At 59.7% G+C, this 17479-nt stretch carries 17 protein-coding genes; 12 read left to right on the forward strand and 5 right to left on the reverse strand.

The genetic code is table 11. The features are described 5' to 3' along the window. Positions 1 to 15 precede the first annotated feature (15 nt). The 4 genes from ABFV38_RS17290 to hycA form a co-directional block, all read right to left on the reverse strand. Positions 16 to 939 carry a respiratory chain complex I subunit 1 family protein gene (locus tag ABFV38_RS17290; RefSeq protein WP_348957645.1) on the reverse strand — a complete coding sequence of 308 codons (924 nt, stop codon included), beginning with the start codon at positions 937 to 939 and terminating at the stop codon, positions 16 to 18. Between the two features lies 1 nt (position 940). Beyond that, entirely contained in the window at positions 941 to 2755 is a 1815-nt protein-coding gene (hycC, locus tag ABFV38_RS17295) for a formate hydrogenlyase subunit 3 (protein ID WP_348957646.1), read from the reverse strand. Continuing rightward, a complete protein-coding gene (locus ABFV38_RS17300; RefSeq protein ID WP_023308971.1) occupies positions 2752 to 3360 on the reverse strand; it encodes a 4Fe-4S dicluster domain-containing protein in 609 nt (202 codons plus the stop codon). The genes hycC and ABFV38_RS17300 overlap by 4 nt, the downstream gene beginning before the upstream one ends. A 70-nt stretch (positions 3361 to 3430) precedes the next feature. Continuing rightward, a complete protein-coding gene (gene hycA, locus ABFV38_RS17305) occupies positions 3431 to 3895 on the reverse strand; it encodes a formate hydrogenlyase regulator HycA (RefSeq protein WP_032653166.1) in 465 nt (154 codons plus the stop codon). A 210-nt stretch (positions 3896 to 4105) separates the two neighbouring features. Between hycA and hypA the strand changes: the two genes are divergently transcribed. The 10 genes from hypA (at position 4106) to ABFV38_RS17355 (ending at position 14033) form a co-directional block, all read left to right on the forward strand. Then, positions 4106 to 4456 (forward strand): hydrogenase maturation nickel metallochaperone HypA, encoded by a 351-nt coding sequence (gene hypA, locus ABFV38_RS17310; protein WP_039265546.1) that lies wholly within the window; start codon positions 4106 to 4108, stop codon positions 4454 to 4456. Between the two features lie 3 nt (positions 4457 to 4459). After that, positions 4460 to 5323, forward strand: coding sequence for a hydrogenase nickel incorporation protein HypB (hypB, locus tag ABFV38_RS17315; RefSeq protein ID WP_348957647.1), 864 nt, complete (start codon positions 4460 to 4462; stop codon positions 5321 to 5323). Then, complete coding sequence (locus ABFV38_RS17320; RefSeq protein ID WP_063622353.1) at positions 5314 to 5586, forward strand: HypC/HybG/HupF family hydrogenase formation chaperone; 273 nt, start codon at positions 5314 to 5316, stop codon at positions 5584 to 5586. Before hypB ends, ABFV38_RS17320 begins: the two co-directional genes overlap by 10 nt. A gap of 2 nt (positions 5587 to 5588) precedes the next feature. After that, positions 5589 to 6710 carry a hydrogenase formation protein HypD gene (hypD, locus tag ABFV38_RS17325; RefSeq protein ID WP_348957648.1) on the forward strand — a complete coding sequence of 374 codons (1122 nt, stop codon included), beginning with the start codon at positions 5589 to 5591 and terminating at the stop codon, positions 6708 to 6710. After that, the gene (gene hypE, locus ABFV38_RS17330; protein ID WP_111967754.1) at positions 6707 to 7717 is read left to right on the forward strand and encodes a hydrogenase expression/formation protein HypE; all 1011 of its coding nucleotides are present in this window, start codon (positions 6707 to 6709) and stop codon (positions 7715 to 7717) included. The genes hypD and hypE overlap by 4 nt, the downstream gene beginning before the upstream one ends. A 55-nt stretch (positions 7718 to 7772) precedes the next feature. Next, positions 7773 to 9845 carry a formate hydrogenlyase transcriptional activator FlhA gene (flhA, locus tag ABFV38_RS17335; protein WP_048224598.1) on the forward strand — a complete coding sequence of 691 codons (2073 nt, stop codon included), beginning with the start codon at positions 7773 to 7775 and terminating at the stop codon, positions 9843 to 9845. A gap of 154 nt (positions 9846 to 9999) precedes the next feature. After that, on the forward strand, positions 10000 to 10998 hold the full coding sequence (locus ABFV38_RS17340; RefSeq protein WP_048029226.1) for an ABC transporter substrate-binding protein: 999 nt from the start codon (positions 10000 to 10002) through the stop codon (positions 10996 to 10998). Further along, positions 10998 to 12035, forward strand: coding sequence for an iron chelate uptake ABC transporter family permease subunit (locus tag ABFV38_RS17345; RefSeq protein WP_045908496.1), 1038 nt, complete (start codon positions 10998 to 11000; stop codon positions 12033 to 12035). Before ABFV38_RS17340 ends, ABFV38_RS17345 begins: the two co-directional genes overlap by 1 nt. Beyond that, a complete protein-coding gene (locus ABFV38_RS17350) occupies positions 12035 to 12796 on the forward strand; it encodes an ABC transporter ATP-binding protein (RefSeq protein ID WP_235400428.1) in 762 nt (253 codons plus the stop codon). Before ABFV38_RS17345 ends, ABFV38_RS17350 begins: the two co-directional genes overlap by 1 nt. Before the next feature lie 16 nt (positions 12797 to 12812). After that, the gene (locus tag ABFV38_RS17355; RefSeq protein ID WP_348957649.1) at positions 12813 to 14033 is read left to right on the forward strand and encodes an MFS transporter; all 1221 of its coding nucleotides are present in this window, start codon (positions 12813 to 12815) and stop codon (positions 14031 to 14033) included. A gap of 5 nt (positions 14034 to 14038) precedes the next feature. Here ABFV38_RS17355 and ABFV38_RS17360 read toward each other — a convergent pair whose 3' ends face one another. Beyond that, positions 14039 to 14383 carry a nitrous oxide-stimulated promoter family protein gene (locus tag ABFV38_RS17360; RefSeq protein WP_348957650.1) on the reverse strand — a complete coding sequence of 115 codons (345 nt, stop codon included), beginning with the start codon at positions 14381 to 14383 and terminating at the stop codon, positions 14039 to 14041. Between the two features lie 175 nt (positions 14384 to 14558). Here ABFV38_RS17360 and ABFV38_RS17365 point away from each other — a divergent pair, with 175 nt between their 5' ends. Together ABFV38_RS17365 and mutS are read left to right on the forward strand one after the other, a co-directional pair. Next, complete coding sequence (locus tag ABFV38_RS17365) at positions 14559 to 14789, forward strand: SymE family type I addiction module toxin (RefSeq protein WP_045908493.1); 231 nt, start codon at positions 14559 to 14561, stop codon at positions 14787 to 14789. Between the two features lie 113 nt (positions 14790 to 14902). Then, positions 14903 to 17464, forward strand: a complete 2562-nt coding sequence (mutS, locus tag ABFV38_RS17370; RefSeq protein WP_023616757.1) for a DNA mismatch repair protein MutS — start codon at positions 14903 to 14905, stop codon at positions 17462 to 17464. Positions 17465 to 17479 lie beyond the last annotated feature (15 nt).

Here is a 17479-nt window from a genome sequence, read left to right on the forward strand (position 1 = left end):
AAACACTCTCTTTAATCACGCCACCAGCAAGGAGACGAACGCTAAAAATGCAAAACCAAAACCGGCCCAGGTAATGCGTGACGTTTCCACAAAACGCAGACGCGCCATGCTGTTTTCGAACAGGGCAATGACCAGCACGCCGACCAGCAGCTTGAGGACGGCAACCACGACGGCCAGCAGCAGACCGCCCGCGGAGAGGTGCGTCATCTGCCCCCACGGGAAGAAGACGCCGACAAACATCTGCAGCACCACCAGCTGTTTAAGGCTGATGCCCCACTTCAGCACCGCAAAGCCGTAGCCGCTGTACTCGGTGAGCGGTCCTTCCTGCAGTTCCTGCTCGGCTTCGGCCAGATCGAACGGCAGCTTGCCCATCTCGATAAAGGTGGCAAACGCGCAGGCGCACAGCGCCAGCACCAGCGGAAGGGAGCGGGCAACCGGCCAGTGGTACACGGTGTGGGTGATAAAGCTGATATGCGTGGAACCCGCAACCTGCGCGGCAACCCACAGCCCCAGCAGCAGAATCGGCTCAACCAGCACGCCGAGCATCGCCTCGCGACTGGCACCGATGCCGGTAAACGGGCTCCCGGTGTCGAGACCCGCAATCGCAAAGAAAAAGCGGGCGATGGCAAACAGGTAGATCAGCGTAATCAGATCCCCGAGCGCCGGCAGCGGCGATCCCACCGTCACTACCGGCAGCGCGGTGGCGATGGTGAGCATCACGCCCACCATCACGAACGGCGTCAGGCGGAAGACCCAGCCTGCGGCATCCGGCGCCACGCTCTGGCGAGAAAGCAGCTTGAAGAGATCGCGATACTCCTGGAGCACGCCAGGCCCGCGACGGTTGTGCATCCGGGCTCGCGCCACGCGCGTGATGCCCGACAGCAGCGGCGCGGCGGCAAACAGCACCAGCGCCTGAAGAATTGCCAGTAACAGACTCATGTCAGGCTCCTCGTGAAATCACAACGATCACCAGCACCGCCAGCTCGATAATCGCCAGACGGCGGAACAGCGCGGGTACGGCAGCGCTCTGCCAGCCGGGTACCCAGCGCACCGGGTTCAGCCAGTGGCGCAGCTTCAGCACGGCGGCAAAGTTCTCTTTCACCGGCATAGCGAAACCGTGGGCGGTGATGACCATCGACTGTTCGTGTTCGTAGCCGCAGGCCCATGCTGCACCGCGCGAGCGGGAGGTGAGCCGGTCGCGTTTGAAGAACAGCATCAGCACCAGCGGCAGCAGCGGTGCGCCGATCAGCAGCAGCGCGATCATGGGCTGGGAAACGGTGGTGTTCGCCGCGGTCAGCGGCAACGGAATGGCATTGCCCAGCAGCGGCAGCAACCACGGTGCGGCGACGCCGCCCGCGATGCAGCACAGCGCCAGCGCGACCACGCTTACGCCCATCAGTAGCGGTGCGCAGCAGGCGTTCTCAGCCTCACGCGTACGCGGTGCGCCGAGGAAGGTCACGCCATAAACTTTCGCCATGCACATCACCGCCAGCGCCCCGGTAATCGCCAGACCGACCGCCAGCAGCGGCCCCAGCAGACGGGCGATAAACGCCTCGCTCTGACCGAGGGCGAAGAAGGACTGATAGATCACCCACTCCCCGGCAAAGCCGTTCAGCGGCGGCAGCGCGGCCATCGCCATCAGCCCGACCAGCATCGCCAGTGAAATCACCGGCATCTTTTTGCCAATCCCGCCCAGCTTTTCGATATCCCGATGGCCGGTGCGGAACCAGACGCTGCCCGCTCCAAGGAACAGGGTGCTTTTAAACAGGCTGTGGTTGATCAGGTGATAAAGACCGCCGATAAAACCGGCCGCAATCAGCGCCGGTTGATTCAGCGCCAGCCCGGTCACGCCCGCGCCAATGCCGAGCAGAATAATGCCGATATTCTCCAGCGTGTGGTACGCCAGAAGACGCTGGATATTGTGCTCCATCAGCGCGTAGAGGCCGCCGACGAAGGCGGTGATCATGCCCGCAATCAACAGCATCACGCCCCACCACAGCGGCGGTTGTCCGCCGGTCAGCGTAATCGCCAGGATCCCAAACAGACCGACCTTCATCACCACCACCGAAAACAGCGCGGCGGCGGGCGCGGAGGCATTCGCATGCGCCTGCGGCACCCAGCCGTGCAGCGGGATGATTCCGGCGAGCAGGCCAAAGCCGAGCACACCCAGCAGCCAGACGTCATTCCCCAGCGGATGCCCGTTAAGCGCAGCGAAGTCCAGCGTGCCGAAGCGCTGCCACACCTGCCAGCAGGCCAGCGCCAGCAGCAGCGTCCCGAGGCGCCCCAGCGCAAACCACAATTTCCCGGAGGCGCTACAGCCCGTCAGGAACACGCCGCACAGCGCCATGATTTCCGCCATCACCACCAGCGCGCCGAGGTTGCTGGCGGTAACGGTACAGACCGCCGTCGCCATCAGCAGGTTCACCAGCAGGCCGTTGGCTTTAGCGTGCGGGTGGCGATGCCACTCGATATTGAACAGGCTGATAAACAGCCCGCACAGGCCAAACGTCACCAGCCAGAGGGCGTTCAGCGGCGTAATCTCAACGGTGTGGCGAACCAGCGGTATGAGGGTGTCAACGGATTGTCCGCCGAGCAGAACAATGCCGCCTGCCGCCAGCGTCAACAGGCTACCTGCCGCCCCGCCGATCCCGGCAACCCCGCCGCTCAGGGTTTTATGGAAGGAGAAGATCGGCGCCAGAATAGCTGCGGCAATAAAACAGGCTACCGCGCCGGTAATCATTATGGCCGCGTTCATTTCGCCCCCTCGTTAAGCGCCTGTAGCAGAGAAAGGTCGCCAAAATCACTGTTGATGGTCAGCTCGCGCTTGCGCTTGCTGGTACGGGCGATATCGCGAATGTTAACCAGAATCAGCGCTTTCGTCGGACAGGTCCGTACGCAGGCCGGGCCCTGTTCATCGAAGCTGCACAGGTCGCACTTCACCGCCACGGCACGGATGCCGGGCACCCAGTCCAGCAGTGTGCTGACGCGTGCAGGCGCCGGCGGCGCGGGCGGGGCTTTAGGCGAGTTGGCATTGGCCGGAATATGCAGCGGGCGGCTGCCGGAAAATTCAATCGCGCCGAACGGACAGGCAATGCCGCACAGCTTGCAGCTTACGCACAGGCTTTCGTTCAGCTGGACTGCGCCATCCACGCGGGTGATGGCATTTACAGGACAGACGCCCGCGCACGGGGCATCTTCACAGTGATGGCAGAGCTGCGGGGCAGACTCTTTTTCATTACGCATGACGTGCAGGCGCGGCATGGACTGCAGCCCATGCAGGCGATGCGTTTCCGAACACGCCGCCTCACAGGTTCGACAGCCAATGCAGACCGTCGAGTCAGCAATTACAAAACGGTTCACCGGGTTATCCTCTGGTGATAGTCATTTTTGTCGAAAAGCTGTCTTGTCGACACTTCTCGACACGCATGGGTCAGGCCACGTTCGCTGAGGCATTTCCATCCATCAGCTGCTTCAGGTTGACCGGAAGATCGTGCTCAACGGCGGCGTACAGGCCGTTATAAACCGGCGCGATTTTTTCCAGATAGTGCTCCAGCACCTGCTGGCGATCGCGGTTGCTGACGTGGCCGTCCACCATGCCGTCGGCCATCAGCTGCGCCTTCGCAATACACTGTTTTTCGCCGTCTTTTGTCTCGAGGTAGTACTCAATGGTGTGGCTGTTGAAGTTATCCGCCAGGGTCACGTTGATGGTGAAATGGCCGAAGAGGACAAAGCGCATATCCCCCTGCGCCGCGCAGCTCATCGCGTGGTGAAGACGCGCTTTCGACAAGGTAATGCCCTGAACCAGCGAATTGCAGTAAAGGTGCCACTGGTCCTGTAACTGTTGATGACGCTGCGCGATGTAATCTGCTTTTTCGCTGATTTCCCAAATAGTCATAGAAGGTATCCGTTTAATGGAGATAGCGGCTGTTAAGCAGATTCCATGCCAGTTTTTATTTTGCTGATTTTAAAGGGATTAAACTGAAAAACCGCTGTCATCACCGCGGTGTCGACGTGTCATTTCGACAGCGTTGACATCGTCACGCCTTAACAAAAATCAAGCTGGCACTGTTATTGCATTACCGGGGCAATTCATTGAGGAGGCGTCATGCACGAAATCACCCTCTGCCAGCGGGCTCTGGAACTTATCGAACAGCAGGCAGTGCAAAACCACGCGAAGCGCGTCACCGGCGTCTGGCTGAAGGTCGGAGCGTTTTCCTGCGTCGAGACCAGCGCCCTGACCTTCTGTTTTGAGCTGGTCTGCCGCGGCACGCTGGCGGAAGGCTGCGAACTGCATATTGAAGAACAGCAGGCGGAGTGCTGGTGCGAGCAGTGTCAGCAGTACGTCACCCTGCTGTCATCGAAGGTACAGCGCTGCCCGCAGTGTCAGAGCGGCGGTCTGCGCATCGTGGCGGATGACGGCATGCAGATCCAACGCCTCGAAATCGAGAAGGAGTAAAGTATGTGTAGTACCTGCGGTTGCGCCGAAGGCAACCTGTATATAGAAGGGGATGAACACCGCCCCCACTCCGCGTTTCGCTCCGCGCCCTTTTCACCCGCCCCACGCCCTGCGGCAGCCCTGACCGGCATTACCTTTGCGCCGCAACGCTCCGATGCGGGCGACCTGCATTACGGCCACGGCGAAGCAGGCACCCACGCGCCGGGCATGAGCCAGCGCCAGATGCTCGAGGTGGAAATCAACGTGCTGGACAAAAATAACCAGCTCGCCGCCCGCAACCGCGCCCGCTTTGCCACCCGCAAACAGCTGGTGCTGAACCTGGTCTCCAGCCCCGGTTCCGGTAAAACCACGCTGCTGACCGAAACGCTCAAGCGCCTGAACGGGCGCGTCTCCTGCGCGGTGATCGAAGGCGACCAGCAAACCGTTAACGACGCGGCGCGCATTCGCGAAACCGGCACCCCGGCGATTCAGGTCAACACCGGTAAAGGCTGCCACCTGGATGCGCAGATGATTGCCGACGCCGCCCCGCGCCTGCTGCTGGCAGATAACGGCATCCTGTTTATTGAAAACGTTGGCAACCTCGTCTGCCCGGCGAGCTTCGACCTCGGCGAACGACACAAGGTGGCGGTGCTTTCAGTGACCGAAGGCGAAGACAAGCCGCTGAAGTACCCGCACATGTTTGCCGCCGCGTCCGTCATGCTGCTGAACAAAGTCGACCTGCTGCCGTACCTGAATTTCGACGTGGATAAGTGCCTGGCGTATGCCCGCGAGGTGAACCCGGAGATTGAGATCCTGCTGGTCTCCGCCACGCGCGGCGACGGCATGGACGGCTGGCTACACTGGCTGGAGAGCGAACGATGTGCATAGGCGTACCGGGACAAATTCACGCCATCGACGGTAATCAGGCCAAAGTCGAGGTTTGCGGCATCCTGCGCGACGTCGACCTGACGCTGGTGGGCAGCACCGATGAAACGGGCGCTTCGCGTCTCGGACAGTGGGTGCTGGTCCACGTGGGGTTTGCCATGAGCGTGATTAACGAAGCGGAAGCCCGCGACACGCTCGACGCCCTGCAAAATATGTTCGACGTGGAGCCTGACGTGGGCGCGCTGCTGTACGGCGAGGAGCGGTAATCATGCGTTACGTTGATGAATACCGCGCGCCGGAGCAGGTGCTGCAGCTTATCGGCCACCTGAAAACGCGCGCAGCGCGGCTGGACTACACGAAAGAAAGGCCGCTGCGGATCATGGAGGTGTGCGGCGGGCACACGCACGCGATTTTCAAATTTGGCCTTGACCAGCTGCTGCCGGAGAACATTGAGTTTATCCACGGCCCGGGCTGCCCGGTCTGCGTGCTGCCGATGGGGCGCATCGACAGCTGTATTGAAATTGCCAGCCAGCCCGACGTCATTTTCTGCACCTTTGGCGACGCGATGCGCGTGCCGGGGAAAAATGGTTCGCTGCTGCAGGCGAAAGCGCGCGGCGCAGACATCCGGATTGTCTATTCGCCTATGGATGCCCTGACGCTGGCAGCGGATAACCCCGCGCGCAAGGTGGTGTTTTTGGGCCTGGGGTTTGAAACCACCATGCCCGCCACCGCCATCACGCTGCAGCAGGCGAAAGCACGCGGTGTCGATAACTTTTTCTTCTTCTGCCAGCACATTACGCTCATCCCCACCCTGCGCAGCCTGCTGGAAGAGCCAGGCAACGGCATTGACGCCTTTCTGGCACCGGGCCACGTCAGCATGGTGATTGGCACAGACGCCTACGGTTTTATCGCTGAACAGTACAATCGTCCGTTAGTGGTGGCTGGTTTCGAACCACTTGATCTACTGCAAGGTGTCACCATGCTGGTTGAGCAGAAAATAGCGGCCCTGAGTACCGTGGAAAATCAGTACCGCCGCGTGGTGCCGGATGCGGGAAATGAACGAGCGCAGCAGGCGATAGCCGACGTGTTTAGCGTTGAGGGCGACAGCGAATGGCGCGGCCTGGGGCTGATTGCTGAATCCGGCGTGCGCCTGACGCCAGCCTATCGCGCGTTCGATGCCGAAGCGCATTTCCGCCCGCAGCCGCAGCAGGTTTGCGACGATCCCCGGGCACGCTGTGGCGAGGTGCTCACCGGCAAATGCAAACCGCATCAGTGTCCGTTATTTGGCAATACCTGTAACCCGCAAACGGCGTTTGGCGCGCTGATGGTCTCCTCCGAAGGGGCGTGTGCCGCATGGTATCAGTATCGCAACCAGGAGAGTGAAGCATGAATACGGTTGAAATGGCGCACGGCAGCGGCGGACAGGCGATGCAGCAGCTGATTAACCGGCTGTTTATGGAGGCCTTTAACAACCCCTGGCTCGCCGAACAGGAAGACCAGGCGCGCATTGACCTCGCCACCCTCACCGCCCAGGGCGACAGGCTGGCCTTCTCCACCGACAGCTACGTCATTGATCCGCTGTTCTTCCCGGGCGGCGATATCGGCAAGCTCGCCGTCTGCGGCACGGCGAACGACGTCGCCGTCAGCGGCGCCATCCCGCGCTACCTCTCCTGCGGGTTTATCCTTGAAGAGGGATTACCGATGGAGACGCTCACGGCCGTGGTCAACAGCATGGCGCAGACCGCGCGCGAGGCGGGGATAGCGATCGTCACCGGCGACACCAAAGTGGTGCAGCGCGGCGCGGCCGACAAGCTGTTTATCAACACCGCCGGCATGGGCGCGATCCCCGCCGATATTCACTGGGGTGCGCAGCGCCTCAGCGCGGGCGACGTGCTGATCGTGACCGGCACGCTGGGCTGCCACGGGGCGACCATCCTGAACCTGCGCGAAGGTCTGGGGCTGGACGGCGAACTGCGCAGCGACTGCGCGGTACTCACCCCGCTGATTCAGACGCTGCGCGGTATTCCCGGCGTGAAGGCCCTGCGGGATGCCACGCGAGGCGGTGTCAACGCCGTGGTCCATGAGTTTGCGGCAAGCTGCGGATGCGGGATTGAACTCACCGAGCGCAGCCTGCCCGTTAAGCCCGCCGTTCGTGGGCTTTGCGAACTGCTGGGGCTGGACCCGCTCAACTTTGCAAATGAAGGTAAGCTGGTGATTGGCGTTGAACGGGCCGCAGCACAAGCCGTTCTTGAACAGCTGCAGGCTCATCCGTCAGGAAAAGAGGCGGCGATGATTGGTGAAGTGGTTGAGCGCAAAGGGGTGCGCCTGACCGGACTTTATGGCGTGAAGCGCACGCTGGATCTGCCGCACGCTGAACCCTTACCCCGTATTTGCTAGGCCGCGCCACAAGCGGCCAGCATGGATTTTTTGCTCGTTTTTACTGGAAAGCACTATGCCGTATACACCGATGAGCGATCTTGGACAGCAGGGCCTGTTTGACATTACGCGCACACTTTTACAGCAGCCCGATCTCGGCGCGCTGAGCGATGCCCTGACGCGGCTGGTCAGGCAGTCGGCGCTGGCCGACAGCGCCGCGATTGTACTGTGGCATAGCGGAACGCACCGCGCGAGCTACTACTCAACGCGTGACAATGGCAAAACGTTTGAATACGAAGACGAAACGTATCTCGCGCATGGCCCGGTGCGCCGCATTCTCTCCCGACCTGAAGTGCTGCACTGTAACTTTGAGGAGTTCCGGCAGGCGTGGCCGCGGCTCGCGGAGAGTAACCTCTATCAGCCGTTCGGGCATTACTGCATGCTGCCGCTGGCAGCAGAGGGTCAGATTTTTGGCGGCTGCGAGTTTATCCGCACGACCGACCAGCCCTGGAGCGAGGCGGAATACGAACGCCTGCACACCTTTACCCAGATTGTGGCCGTCGTTGCGGAGCAGATCCAAAGCCGCGTGACCAATAATGTGGATTACGACCTGCTGAGCCGCGAACGCGACAACTTCCGCATTCTGGTCGCCATCACCAACGCCGTACTGTCACGGCTCGATATGGACGAGCTGGTCAGCGAAGTGTCGAAAGAGATCCATCACTATTTCAAAATCGATGCCATCAGCATCGCGCTTCGCGGCCATCGCAAGGGCAAGCTGAATATCTACTCCACGCATTATCTCGATGAAGCCAACCCGGCACACGAGCAGAGTGAAGTGGATGAAGCGGGGACCCTTTCGGAGCGGGTCTTCAAAAGCAAAGAGATCCTCCTGATCAACCTCAACGAACAGGATCCGGTGGCACCGTACGAGCGGATGCTGTTTAACACCTGGGGCAATAAAATTCAGACCCTGTGCCTGTTGCCGCTGATGTCCGGCAACACCATGCTGGGCGTGCTTAAGCTGGCGCAGTGCGAGGAAGGCGTCTTTACCACCGCCAACCTGAAGCTGCTGCGACAGATCGCCGAGCGTATTTCCATCGCCCTGGATAACGCCCTCGCCTATCAGGAAATTCATCGTCTGAAGGAGCGGCTGGTGGATGAGAACCTGGCCCTGACCGAACAGCTCAACAACGTGGACAGCGAGTTTGGTGAAATCATCGGACGTAGCGACGCCATGTACAACGTGCTCAAGCAGGTTGAGATGGTGGCGCAAAGCGACAGCACGGTACTGATTCTGGGCGAAACCGGTACGGGTAAAGAGCTGATTGCTCGCGCCATCCACAACCTGAGCAACCGCAACAGCCGTCGGATGGTGAAGATGAACTGCGCGGCGATGCCCGCAGGGCTGCTGGAAAGCGACCTGTTCGGCCACGAACGGGGCGCCTTTACCGGGGCAAGCAGCCAGCGGCTGGGCCGGTTTGAGCTGGCGGACAAAAGCTCGCTGTTCCTCGACGAAGTGGGCGATATGCCGCTTGAGCTACAGCCGAAACTGCTGCGCGTCCTGCAGGAGCAGGAGTTTGAACGTCTTGGCAGCAACAAGCTTATCCAGACTGACGTGCGGCTGATTGCCGCGACCAACCGCGACCTGAAAAAGATGGTCGCCGACCGCGAGTTTCGCAGCGATCTCTACTATCGCCTGAACGTCTTCCCGATCTTCCTGCCGCCGCTGCGCGAGCGCCCGGAAGATATTCCCCTGCTGGTCAAAGCGTTTACCGCCAAGATCGCGCGCAGGATGGGGCGAAATATCGACAGCATTCCTGCCGAGACGTTACGTACCCTTTCATCGATGGAATGGCCCGGCAACGTGCGCGAGCTGGAAAACGTCATCGAGCGTGCGGTACTGCTGACGCGCGGGAATGTCCTGCAGCTCTCCCTGCCTGAAGTGACGCTGCCTGACGTGAGCGTGCCCGCCGCCGAGACAGCGAAAGAGGGAGAAGATGAATATCAGCTCATTATGCGCGTACTCAAAGAGACCAACGGCGTGGTCGCCGGGCCAAAAGGTGCCGCCCAGCGTTTAGGGTTAAAACGCACTACCCTGCTGTCGCGCATGAAACGTCTCGGGATCGATAAAGAGAGCCTGGTTTAAGCCCCTCAATCCGGCGGTGTTGCTCTGACACCGCCTTTCGTTACCCTGCGCAATTGTCCCTCATTGACACAAAATCGTTTCCTCTGTATAAAATTCCGCCTTAATAATGAGTTTCATTTGCATCAATAATAATATTAATCAAGGGTAGCGTTTCATGAAGAAGGTCATCTGCGCGTTAGGCCTGGCGGTTGCGTCGGTCAGTTCTGCTCTGGCAACCACATATCCTCTGACCATTGAAAACTGTGGCTATAAAGAGACATTCACCAAAGCGCCGGAACGCGTCGTGGCCCTGGGTCAGAATACCGTCGAAATCTTGCTCCTGCTGGGGCTGGAAGATAAGGTGAAGGCCAGCGCCTTCTGGCCGACGAAAGTGTTGCCGCAGCTCGCGGAACAGAACGCAAAAATCAAAACCCTGACGGTTGAAATCCCTACCCTTGAATCCGTGCTTGCGCAAAATCCCGACTTTGTACCCGCCCAAACGCCGCTGTTGCTGGGACCGGAAAGCAAGGTCGCAAAACGCGACGATCTGATGACCCTGGGCGTGAACAGCTACGTGTCCCCGGGCATGTGCGCGACCAAAAAAGCCACGGGCGATATGTACGGCAGCCGCCAGAAACTGTGGGATATGACGTATCTCTATCAGGAGATTGAGGATTTCGCCAAAATCTTTAACGTTGAAGACCGCGGTCAGGCCGTGATTGCCGATTTCAAAAAACGTGAGGCCGACCTGCGTAAGGAATTCGGCAAGAACAAAAAAGACCTCTCGTTTGTCTTTTGGTTCTCCAGCTCATCCCCCTCTGCGGACGCCTACGTAGGCGGTAAAAATAGCCCCTCCGGGTTTATTGCGAGCCTGATGGGCGGGCATAACGCCATCACCTCCGAGACCGAATGGCCAACCGTGGGCTGGGAGAGCATTATTGCCGCCAATCCGGATGTGATTGTGGTCTCCAGCCTGGACCGCAACCGCTGGGCGCTGGATAACGCGGAAGAAAAAATCAAATTCCTGAAGAGCGATCCGGCCGTCAGCCAGCTGGACGCGGTGAAAAAAGGCCACATCGTGGTGATGGACGGCCAGGCCATGAACCCGACGATTCGCACGATTTACGGGGCTGAGCAGGTAGGCGAACAGCTCAGAAAGCTGGGGCTGAACTGATGACAATCGCCGTTCTTCAGGCCCGGCAGAGCCTGGTTCTGACGACCTCGGCTTTGCTCGCCCTGGTACTGCTATTTCTGGTGATCGCCCTGAGCGTCAGCGTCGGCGAGCTGTCCATCCCGCTGGATAACGTGTTTTACGCCATCAGCAATAAAATGGGGCTCACCGAGGTTCCGCTCACTCGCATCTATGAAAGCGTCATCTGGGACTTTCGCCTGAGCCGCGCGCTGGTGGCGGCCTGCTGCGGCGCGGGGCTGGCCATCTGCGGTGCCGTATTGCAGAGCTTGCTGAAGAACGCGCTGGCGGAACCCTACGTGCTCGGCGTGTCCGCGGGCGCGTCGACCGGGGCGGTTTCTGTTGTCGTATTGGGGATCGGCACCGGTGCGGTCTCCCTTTCTGCCGGTGCCTTCGCCGGGGCATTCGCCGCGTTTGCGTTTGTCGCGTTTCTGACGAACGGCGCGCGCGGCGGGAATGAACGTACTATTCTGGCAGGCGTCGCCGCCTCGCAGCTTTTCAACGCCATTACCGCCTACACCATCAGCACCTCCGCCAGCGCCCAGCAGGCGCGCGACGTGATGTTCTGGCTGCTGGGTAGCTTCAGCGGCGTACGCTGGCCTGAATTCCAGCTGGCACTGGTCGTGGTGCTGATTGGGTTAGCCATTTGCCTCTACTATTCCCGGGCGCTGGATGCCTTTACGTTCGGTGACGACGCCGCCGCGTCGCTGGGCATTGCCGTTCCCTGGGTGCGCCTGGCGCTCTTTACCACCACCGCGCTGATTACCGCAACTATCGTCAGCATGGCGGGGTCAATCGGCTTTGTCGGGCTGGTGGTGCCGCACGTGATGCGTTTCCTGTTCGGGCCGCTGCACCGCACGCTGCTGATTGCCAGCGCGCTGGCTGGCGCGATCCTGATGGTGCTGGCAGACATTGCCTCACGCATGCTGATTGCACCGCAAAGCCTGCCCGTCGGCGTGGTCACCGCGCTGGTTGGCGTCCCCTTCTTTGCCGTGATTATCTACCGTTCAAGGAATAAGTGATGAGCATCTGCGCGGAAAATATTACCTGGAAGGTCGGCAAAAAAGTCATCGTTAATGACGTCTCGCTGAAGGTGTCACGGGGCGAAACGGTAGGACTGCTTGGCCCTAACGGCTGCGGTAAATCGTCTCTTTTACGTATCCTCGCGGGGCTGCGTCGCCCGGATGCTGGCTGCGTCACCCTGGACGGACAGGACATTACCCGCATCGCCAAAAAACAGCTTGCCCGCCGGGTCGCCTTCGTGGAACAGCACGGCATGACTGACGCCAATATGCGCGTGCGCGACGTGGTGAAACTTGGACGTATTCCGCACCACTCCGCCTTTTCCAACTGGAGCACGCACGATGACGAGACCGTCACCGCCGCTCTGCAGCGTGTGGATATGCTGGATAAAAGCGACCAGGGCTGGCTGAGCCTCTCCGGCGGCGAGCGACAGCGCGTCCACATTGCCCGCGCGCTGGCCCAGACCCCGACGGAAATCCTGCTGGATGAACCGACCAACCACCTGGACATTCATCATCAGATACAGCTGATGCAGTTGATCAGCGAATTACCGGTCACCAGCATTGTCGCCATCCACGATCTCAACCACGCCTCGATGTTCTGCGACTCGCTGATTGTGATGCAGAAAGGGCACATTGTGGCGACGGGAACACCGCAGGACATCCTGTCCGAGTCGCTGCTCTGGGACGTCTTCCGGGTCAAAACCAAAATTGAGATCTCACCGTTCCATGGCAAAAAGCACATTCACTTTATCGTTTAGGGGCGAGTGAACAACGATGCCCCTTCGCCCTGCCACCACGCTCTGGCCGCCCGTCTTACTGGGTAGCCAGTTTGTTTTTAACATCGGCTTTTACGCCGTTGTTCCCTTCCTGGCGATATTCCTGCGCGACGACATGCTGCTCTCCGGCGGGCTGATCGGGCTGATCCTCGGCCTGCGCACCTTCTCTCAGCAGGGGATGTTTATCGTCGGCGGTGCGCTCTCGGACAGGTTTGGCGCGAAAGTCGTTATCCTGAGCGGCTGTATTGTTCGCGTTGCGGGGTATCTGCTGCTGGCGTTCGGAGAATCGCTGTGGCCGATTATTCTGGGCGCGTGTCTGACAGGCGTGGGCGGCGCGCTGTTTTCTCCGTCGATTGAAGCATTGCTGGCGAAAGCGGGCACGCACAGCGAGGCGAAAGGTAAACGAAGCCGGGCGGAGTGGTTCGCGCTCTTTGCGGTCTGCGGGGAACTCGGTGCGGTACTGGGCCCGGTTGCCGGCGCCCTGCTCACCAGCCTGGGCTTTCGCCAGGTGGCGCTGGCGGGCGCAGGGGTCTTTATCGTTGCGCTGGTGGTGCTCTACTTTTGCCTGCCCGCGTCACGCCACGCCTCGCGGACGCTGAAGCTCGTTCCCTGGTGGACGACGTTCCGCCAGCCCCGCTTTGTCGCCTTTATTATTGCCTATAGCTCGTGGCTTTTGAGCTATAACCAGCTCTATCTGGCGCTGCCGGTAGAGATCCAGCGTTCCGGCGGAAACGAGAAAGATCTCGGCCCGCTTTTTATGCTGGCCTCTGTCCTGATCGTGGCGTTACAGCTGCCGCTGGCGCGTTTCGCCCGGCGCGTGGGCGCGGTGAGGATCCTGCCGGTGGGCTTTTTGCTGCTCTCCGCCGCCTTTGCAAGTGTGGCAATGTTTGCGTCGACGGCACCGCCAGAGGGCTGGCTGCGCCTGCTGCCGTCGGTCTGTTTCGTGACGCTGTTGACGCTGGGGCAGATGCTGCTGGTACCCTCGGCAAAGGATCTGATCCCAAGGTTTGCCGAAGAGTCCACGCTGGGGGCGCACTATGGCGCACTCGCCACCGCTGGCGGAGTCGCGGTCCTGACGGGGAATTTGCTGTTTGGCAGTCTGTTGGATCGCGCCCTGGTGCCCTCCACGCAGGCGATGCTCCCCTGGCTGCTGCTGGCCCTCTTCCCGCTCTGCAGCGCGCTGGCCATGAACGTGATTTGCCGCCCGCTCAGAAGCTGAACCGGTCACTTTTTCGGACGATACTTTTCCGGCAGTTCCGGTACGGGACGACGCTCATCCATCAGATGACGGACGGTCAGAATGGGGTGACGCCAGAGCATTCGCGGGCCTGCCCAGCGCATAATTTGCTTCATCTCTTCGCGTTTGGCAGGCTGGTAGCAGTGGACCGGACACTGTTTACAGGCGGGCTTTTCCTCCCCGAAAACGCATTTATCCAGGCGCTTATCGGCATAGGCATTTAGCGCCTGATAGTGCCCCTCTTCCGCAGAGGCCTGCGGACACTGCTTCTGATACAGCGCGATCATTTTCGCGATGGTCTCTTTTTCGCGTGAAATTCGTTTACCGGACATAGCGACTTACCGAACAATAACGTGCAAAAATAATACACCTTTCAATGCAGAATTTCAGTTTTTGCATGCGGTTTTCTGAAGCCTGATTCCAGTTTTAGCCCTGCACCGCCCGACAATCACTGGTATTTTATACAGGCATCAGTAATGACTTTTATCTGTGTTGTCGGGAGACCCTATGCAAGAACTTGCTATCAACAAACCCTATCGCCATTTAACAGTGGGATATTTCAGAAAGCGCCATGAAGACCGCAATACCAAGATACCGAAGCGCTACAGCGTGCATGCGGCGCTGAGCTTAAAAGGAGACTGGCTTGAACAGGCAGGGTTTACCACCCACTCCCGGGTTCGCGTGGGCGTTGAGCATGGAAAAATAGTCATTGAGTTAATGTCGGAAGATGCCTCGTAAAGCGACGACATTTTTCTGCGCCGTACCTTTTTTTCATGCGACAATAGAAGGAACAAACGGCCACTGAGCCGCTCAAAACGGTTTATATTCAAAGAAATGGACATCATAACTCCATGAGCACACTCGACAATTTCGACGCACATACGCCGATGATGCAGCAGTATCTGAAGCTGAAGGCACAGCATCCGGAAATCCTGCTGTTTTACCGTATGGGCGATTTTTACGAGCTGTTTTATGACGATGCTAAGCGTGCATCGCAGCTGCTCGACATCTCGCTGACCAAACGTGGCGCATCGGCAGGTGAGCCCATCCCGATGGCAGGCATTCCGCACCACGCGGTAGAAAACTACCTGGCGAAACTGGTGAATCAGGGTGAATCTGTCGCCATCTGCGAACAGATCGGCGACCCCGCGACCTCAAAAGGTCCGGTGGAACGCAAAGTCGTGCGCATCGTCACGCCAGGCACCATCAGTGATGAAGCCCTGCTTCAGGAGCGCCAGGATAACCTGCTGGCCGCGCTGTGGCAGGACGGCAAAGGGTTTGGCTACGCGACGCTGGACATCAGCTCCGGGCGTTTTCGTCTGAGTGAACCGGCCGATCGTGAAACGATGGCAGCCGAACTGCAGCGCACCAACCCGGCAGAATTGCTCTACGCCGAAGATTTCGCCGAAATGGCGCTGATTGAAGGTCGTCGCGGGTTGCGCCGCCGTCCGCTGTGGGAATTCGAAATTGATACCGCGCGCCAGCAGCTGAATCTGCAGTTTGGCACCCGCGATCTGATTGGCTTTGGCGTTGAAAATGCCCCACGCGGGCTGTGCGCGGCCGGTTGCCTCCTGCAGTACGTGAAAGATACCCAGCGCACTGCCCTGCCGCACATTCGCTCTATCACCATGGAGCGCCAGCAGGACAGCATCATCATGGATGCCGCCACGCGCCGTAACCTGGAGATCACGCAGAACCTGGCGGGCGGTGTAGAAAATACGCTTGCGTCGGTCCTGGACAGTACGGTCACGCCAATGGGCAGCCGTATGCTGAAACGCTGGCTGCATATGCCGATTCGCGATACCGCAACGCTGGTTTGCCGTCAGCAGACGATTGCCGCCCTGCAGGATCGGTATACCGAGCTGCAGCCTGTCCTGCGCCAGGTGGGGGATCTGGAACGAATCCTGGCCCGTCTGGCGCTGCGCACGGCGCGACCGCGCGACCTCGCGCGGATGCGTCATGCTTTCCAGCAGTTACCGGAACTGCGCGCGCAGCTGAGTGACGTTGACAGCGCGCCGGTACAGAAACTCCGCGAAACCATGGGTGAATTTACCGAACTCCGCGAGCTGCTTGAACGCGCCATTATTGATGCGCCTCCGGTTCTCGTGCGTGATGGCGGCGTGATTGCTCCGGGCTACAACGAGGAGCTGGACGAATGGCGAGCGCTGGCCGACGGCGCGACAGACTACCTTGATAAGCTGGAGATCCGCGAGCGCGAGCGTCTTGGTCTCGACACCCTGAAAGTGGGTTACAACGCGGTTCACGGTTACTACATTCAAATCAGCCGCGGGCAGAGCCACCTGGCGCCGATTCACTACGTGCGCCGCCAGACGTTGAAAAACGCTGAACGCTATATCATTCCCGAGCTGAAAGAGTATGAAGACAAAGTCCTCACCTCGAAAGGGAAAGCGCTGGCGCTGGAAAAACAGCTCTATGAAGAGCTGTTCGACATGCTGATGCCGCACCTGGCCGACCTGCAGCTGAGCGCCAGCGCGCTGGCGGAACTGGACGTGCTGGTGAACCTGGCAGAGCGCGCGGAAACGCTGAACTACACCTGCCCGACCTTTACCGACAAGCCGGGCATTCGTATTACCGAAGGCCGTCATCCGGTGGTCGAGCAGGTGCTGAACGAACCGTTCATCGCCAATCCGCTGAGCCTGTCGCCGCAGCGAAGAATGCTGATCATTACCGGTCCGAACATGGGCGGTAAGAGTACCTATATGCGTCAGACGGCGCTGATTGCCCTGCTTGCCTATATCGGCAGCTACGTTCCGGCGCAAAACGTGGAGATTGGCCCCATCGACCGTATCTTTACCCGCGTCGGGGCTGCGGACGATCTGGCGAGCGGTCGCTCAACCTTCATGGTCGAAATGACTGAAACGGCTAACATTCTGCATAACGCGACGGAGCACAGCCTGGTGCTGATGGATGAAGTCGGACGCGGAACATCAACCTATGACGGTTTGTCGCTGGCATGGGCCTGTGCGGAAAGCCTCGCGAATAAAATCAAGGCCATGACGCTGTTCGCCACCCACTACTTCGAGCTGACGCAGCTGCCGGAGAAAATGGAAGGGGTGGCTAACGTCCACCTTGATGCGCTGGAGCACGGCGACACCATCGCCTTCATGCACACGGTGCAGGATGGCGCGGCAAGCAAGAGCTATGGTCTGGCCGTTGCGGCGCTGGCCGGGGTACCGAAAGAGGTGATCAAGCGCGCGCGTCAGAAACTGCGTGAACTGGAAAGCCTGTCACCGAATGCGGCAGCGACGCAGATTGACGGTACGCAGATGTCGCTGCTGGTACCGGCGGAAGAGACATCGCCTGCCGTGGAAGCGCTGGAAAACCTCGATCCGGATTCACTGACGCCGCGTCAGGCGCTGGAGTGGATTTATCGTTTGAAGAGTCTGGTTTAGTTTTCTGCGATCTTT

Source organism: Enterobacter cloacae complex sp. Mu1197 (assembly GCF_040059225.1).
Lineage (GTDB): Bacteria > Pseudomonadota > Gammaproteobacteria > Enterobacterales > Enterobacteriaceae > Enterobacter > Enterobacter quasiroggenkampii.

Coding starts and splice junctions, on each gene's coding strand:
- ABFV38_RS17290 (WP_348957645.1), bottom strand. CDS start 939: ATGAGTCTGTTACTGGCAATTCTTCAGGCGCTGGTGCTGTTTGCCGCC.
- hycC (WP_348957646.1), bottom strand. CDS start 2,755: ATGAACGCGGCCATAATGATTACCGGCGCGGTAGCCTGTTTTATTGCC.
- hycA (WP_032653166.1), bottom strand. CDS start 3,895: ATGACTATTTGGGAAATCAGCGAAAAAGCAGATTACATCGCGCAGCGT.
- hypA (WP_039265546.1), top strand. CDS start 4,106: ATGCACGAAATCACCCTCTGCCAGCGGGCTCTGGAACTTATCGAACAG.
- hypB (WP_348957647.1), top strand. CDS start 4,460: ATGTGTAGTACCTGCGGTTGCGCCGAAGGCAACCTGTATATAGAAGGG.
- ABFV38_RS17320 (WP_063622353.1), top strand. CDS start 5,314: ATGTGCATAGGCGTACCGGGACAAATTCACGCCATCGACGGTAATCAG.
- hypD (WP_348957648.1), top strand. CDS start 5,589: ATGCGTTACGTTGATGAATACCGCGCGCCGGAGCAGGTGCTGCAGCTT.
- hypE (WP_111967754.1), top strand. CDS start 6,707: ATGAATACGGTTGAAATGGCGCACGGCAGCGGCGGACAGGCGATGCAG.
- flhA (WP_048224598.1), top strand. CDS start 7,773: ATGCCGTATACACCGATGAGCGATCTTGGACAGCAGGGCCTGTTTGAC.
- ABFV38_RS17340 (WP_048029226.1), top strand. CDS start 10,000: ATGAAGAAGGTCATCTGCGCGTTAGGCCTGGCGGTTGCGTCGGTCAGT.
- ABFV38_RS17345 (WP_045908496.1), top strand. CDS start 10,998: ATGACAATCGCCGTTCTTCAGGCCCGGCAGAGCCTGGTTCTGACGACC.
- ABFV38_RS17350 (WP_235400428.1), top strand. CDS start 12,035: ATGAGCATCTGCGCGGAAAATATTACCTGGAAGGTCGGCAAAAAAGTC.
- ABFV38_RS17355 (WP_348957649.1), top strand. CDS start 12,813: ATGCCCCTTCGCCCTGCCACCACGCTCTGGCCGCCCGTCTTACTGGGT.
- ABFV38_RS17360 (WP_348957650.1), bottom strand. CDS start 14,383: ATGTCCGGTAAACGAATTTCACGCGAAAAAGAGACCATCGCGAAAATG.
- ABFV38_RS17365 (WP_045908493.1), top strand. CDS start 14,559: ATGCAAGAACTTGCTATCAACAAACCCTATCGCCATTTAACAGTGGGA.
- mutS (WP_023616757.1), top strand. CDS start 14,903: ATGAGCACACTCGACAATTTCGACGCACATACGCCGATGATGCAGCAG.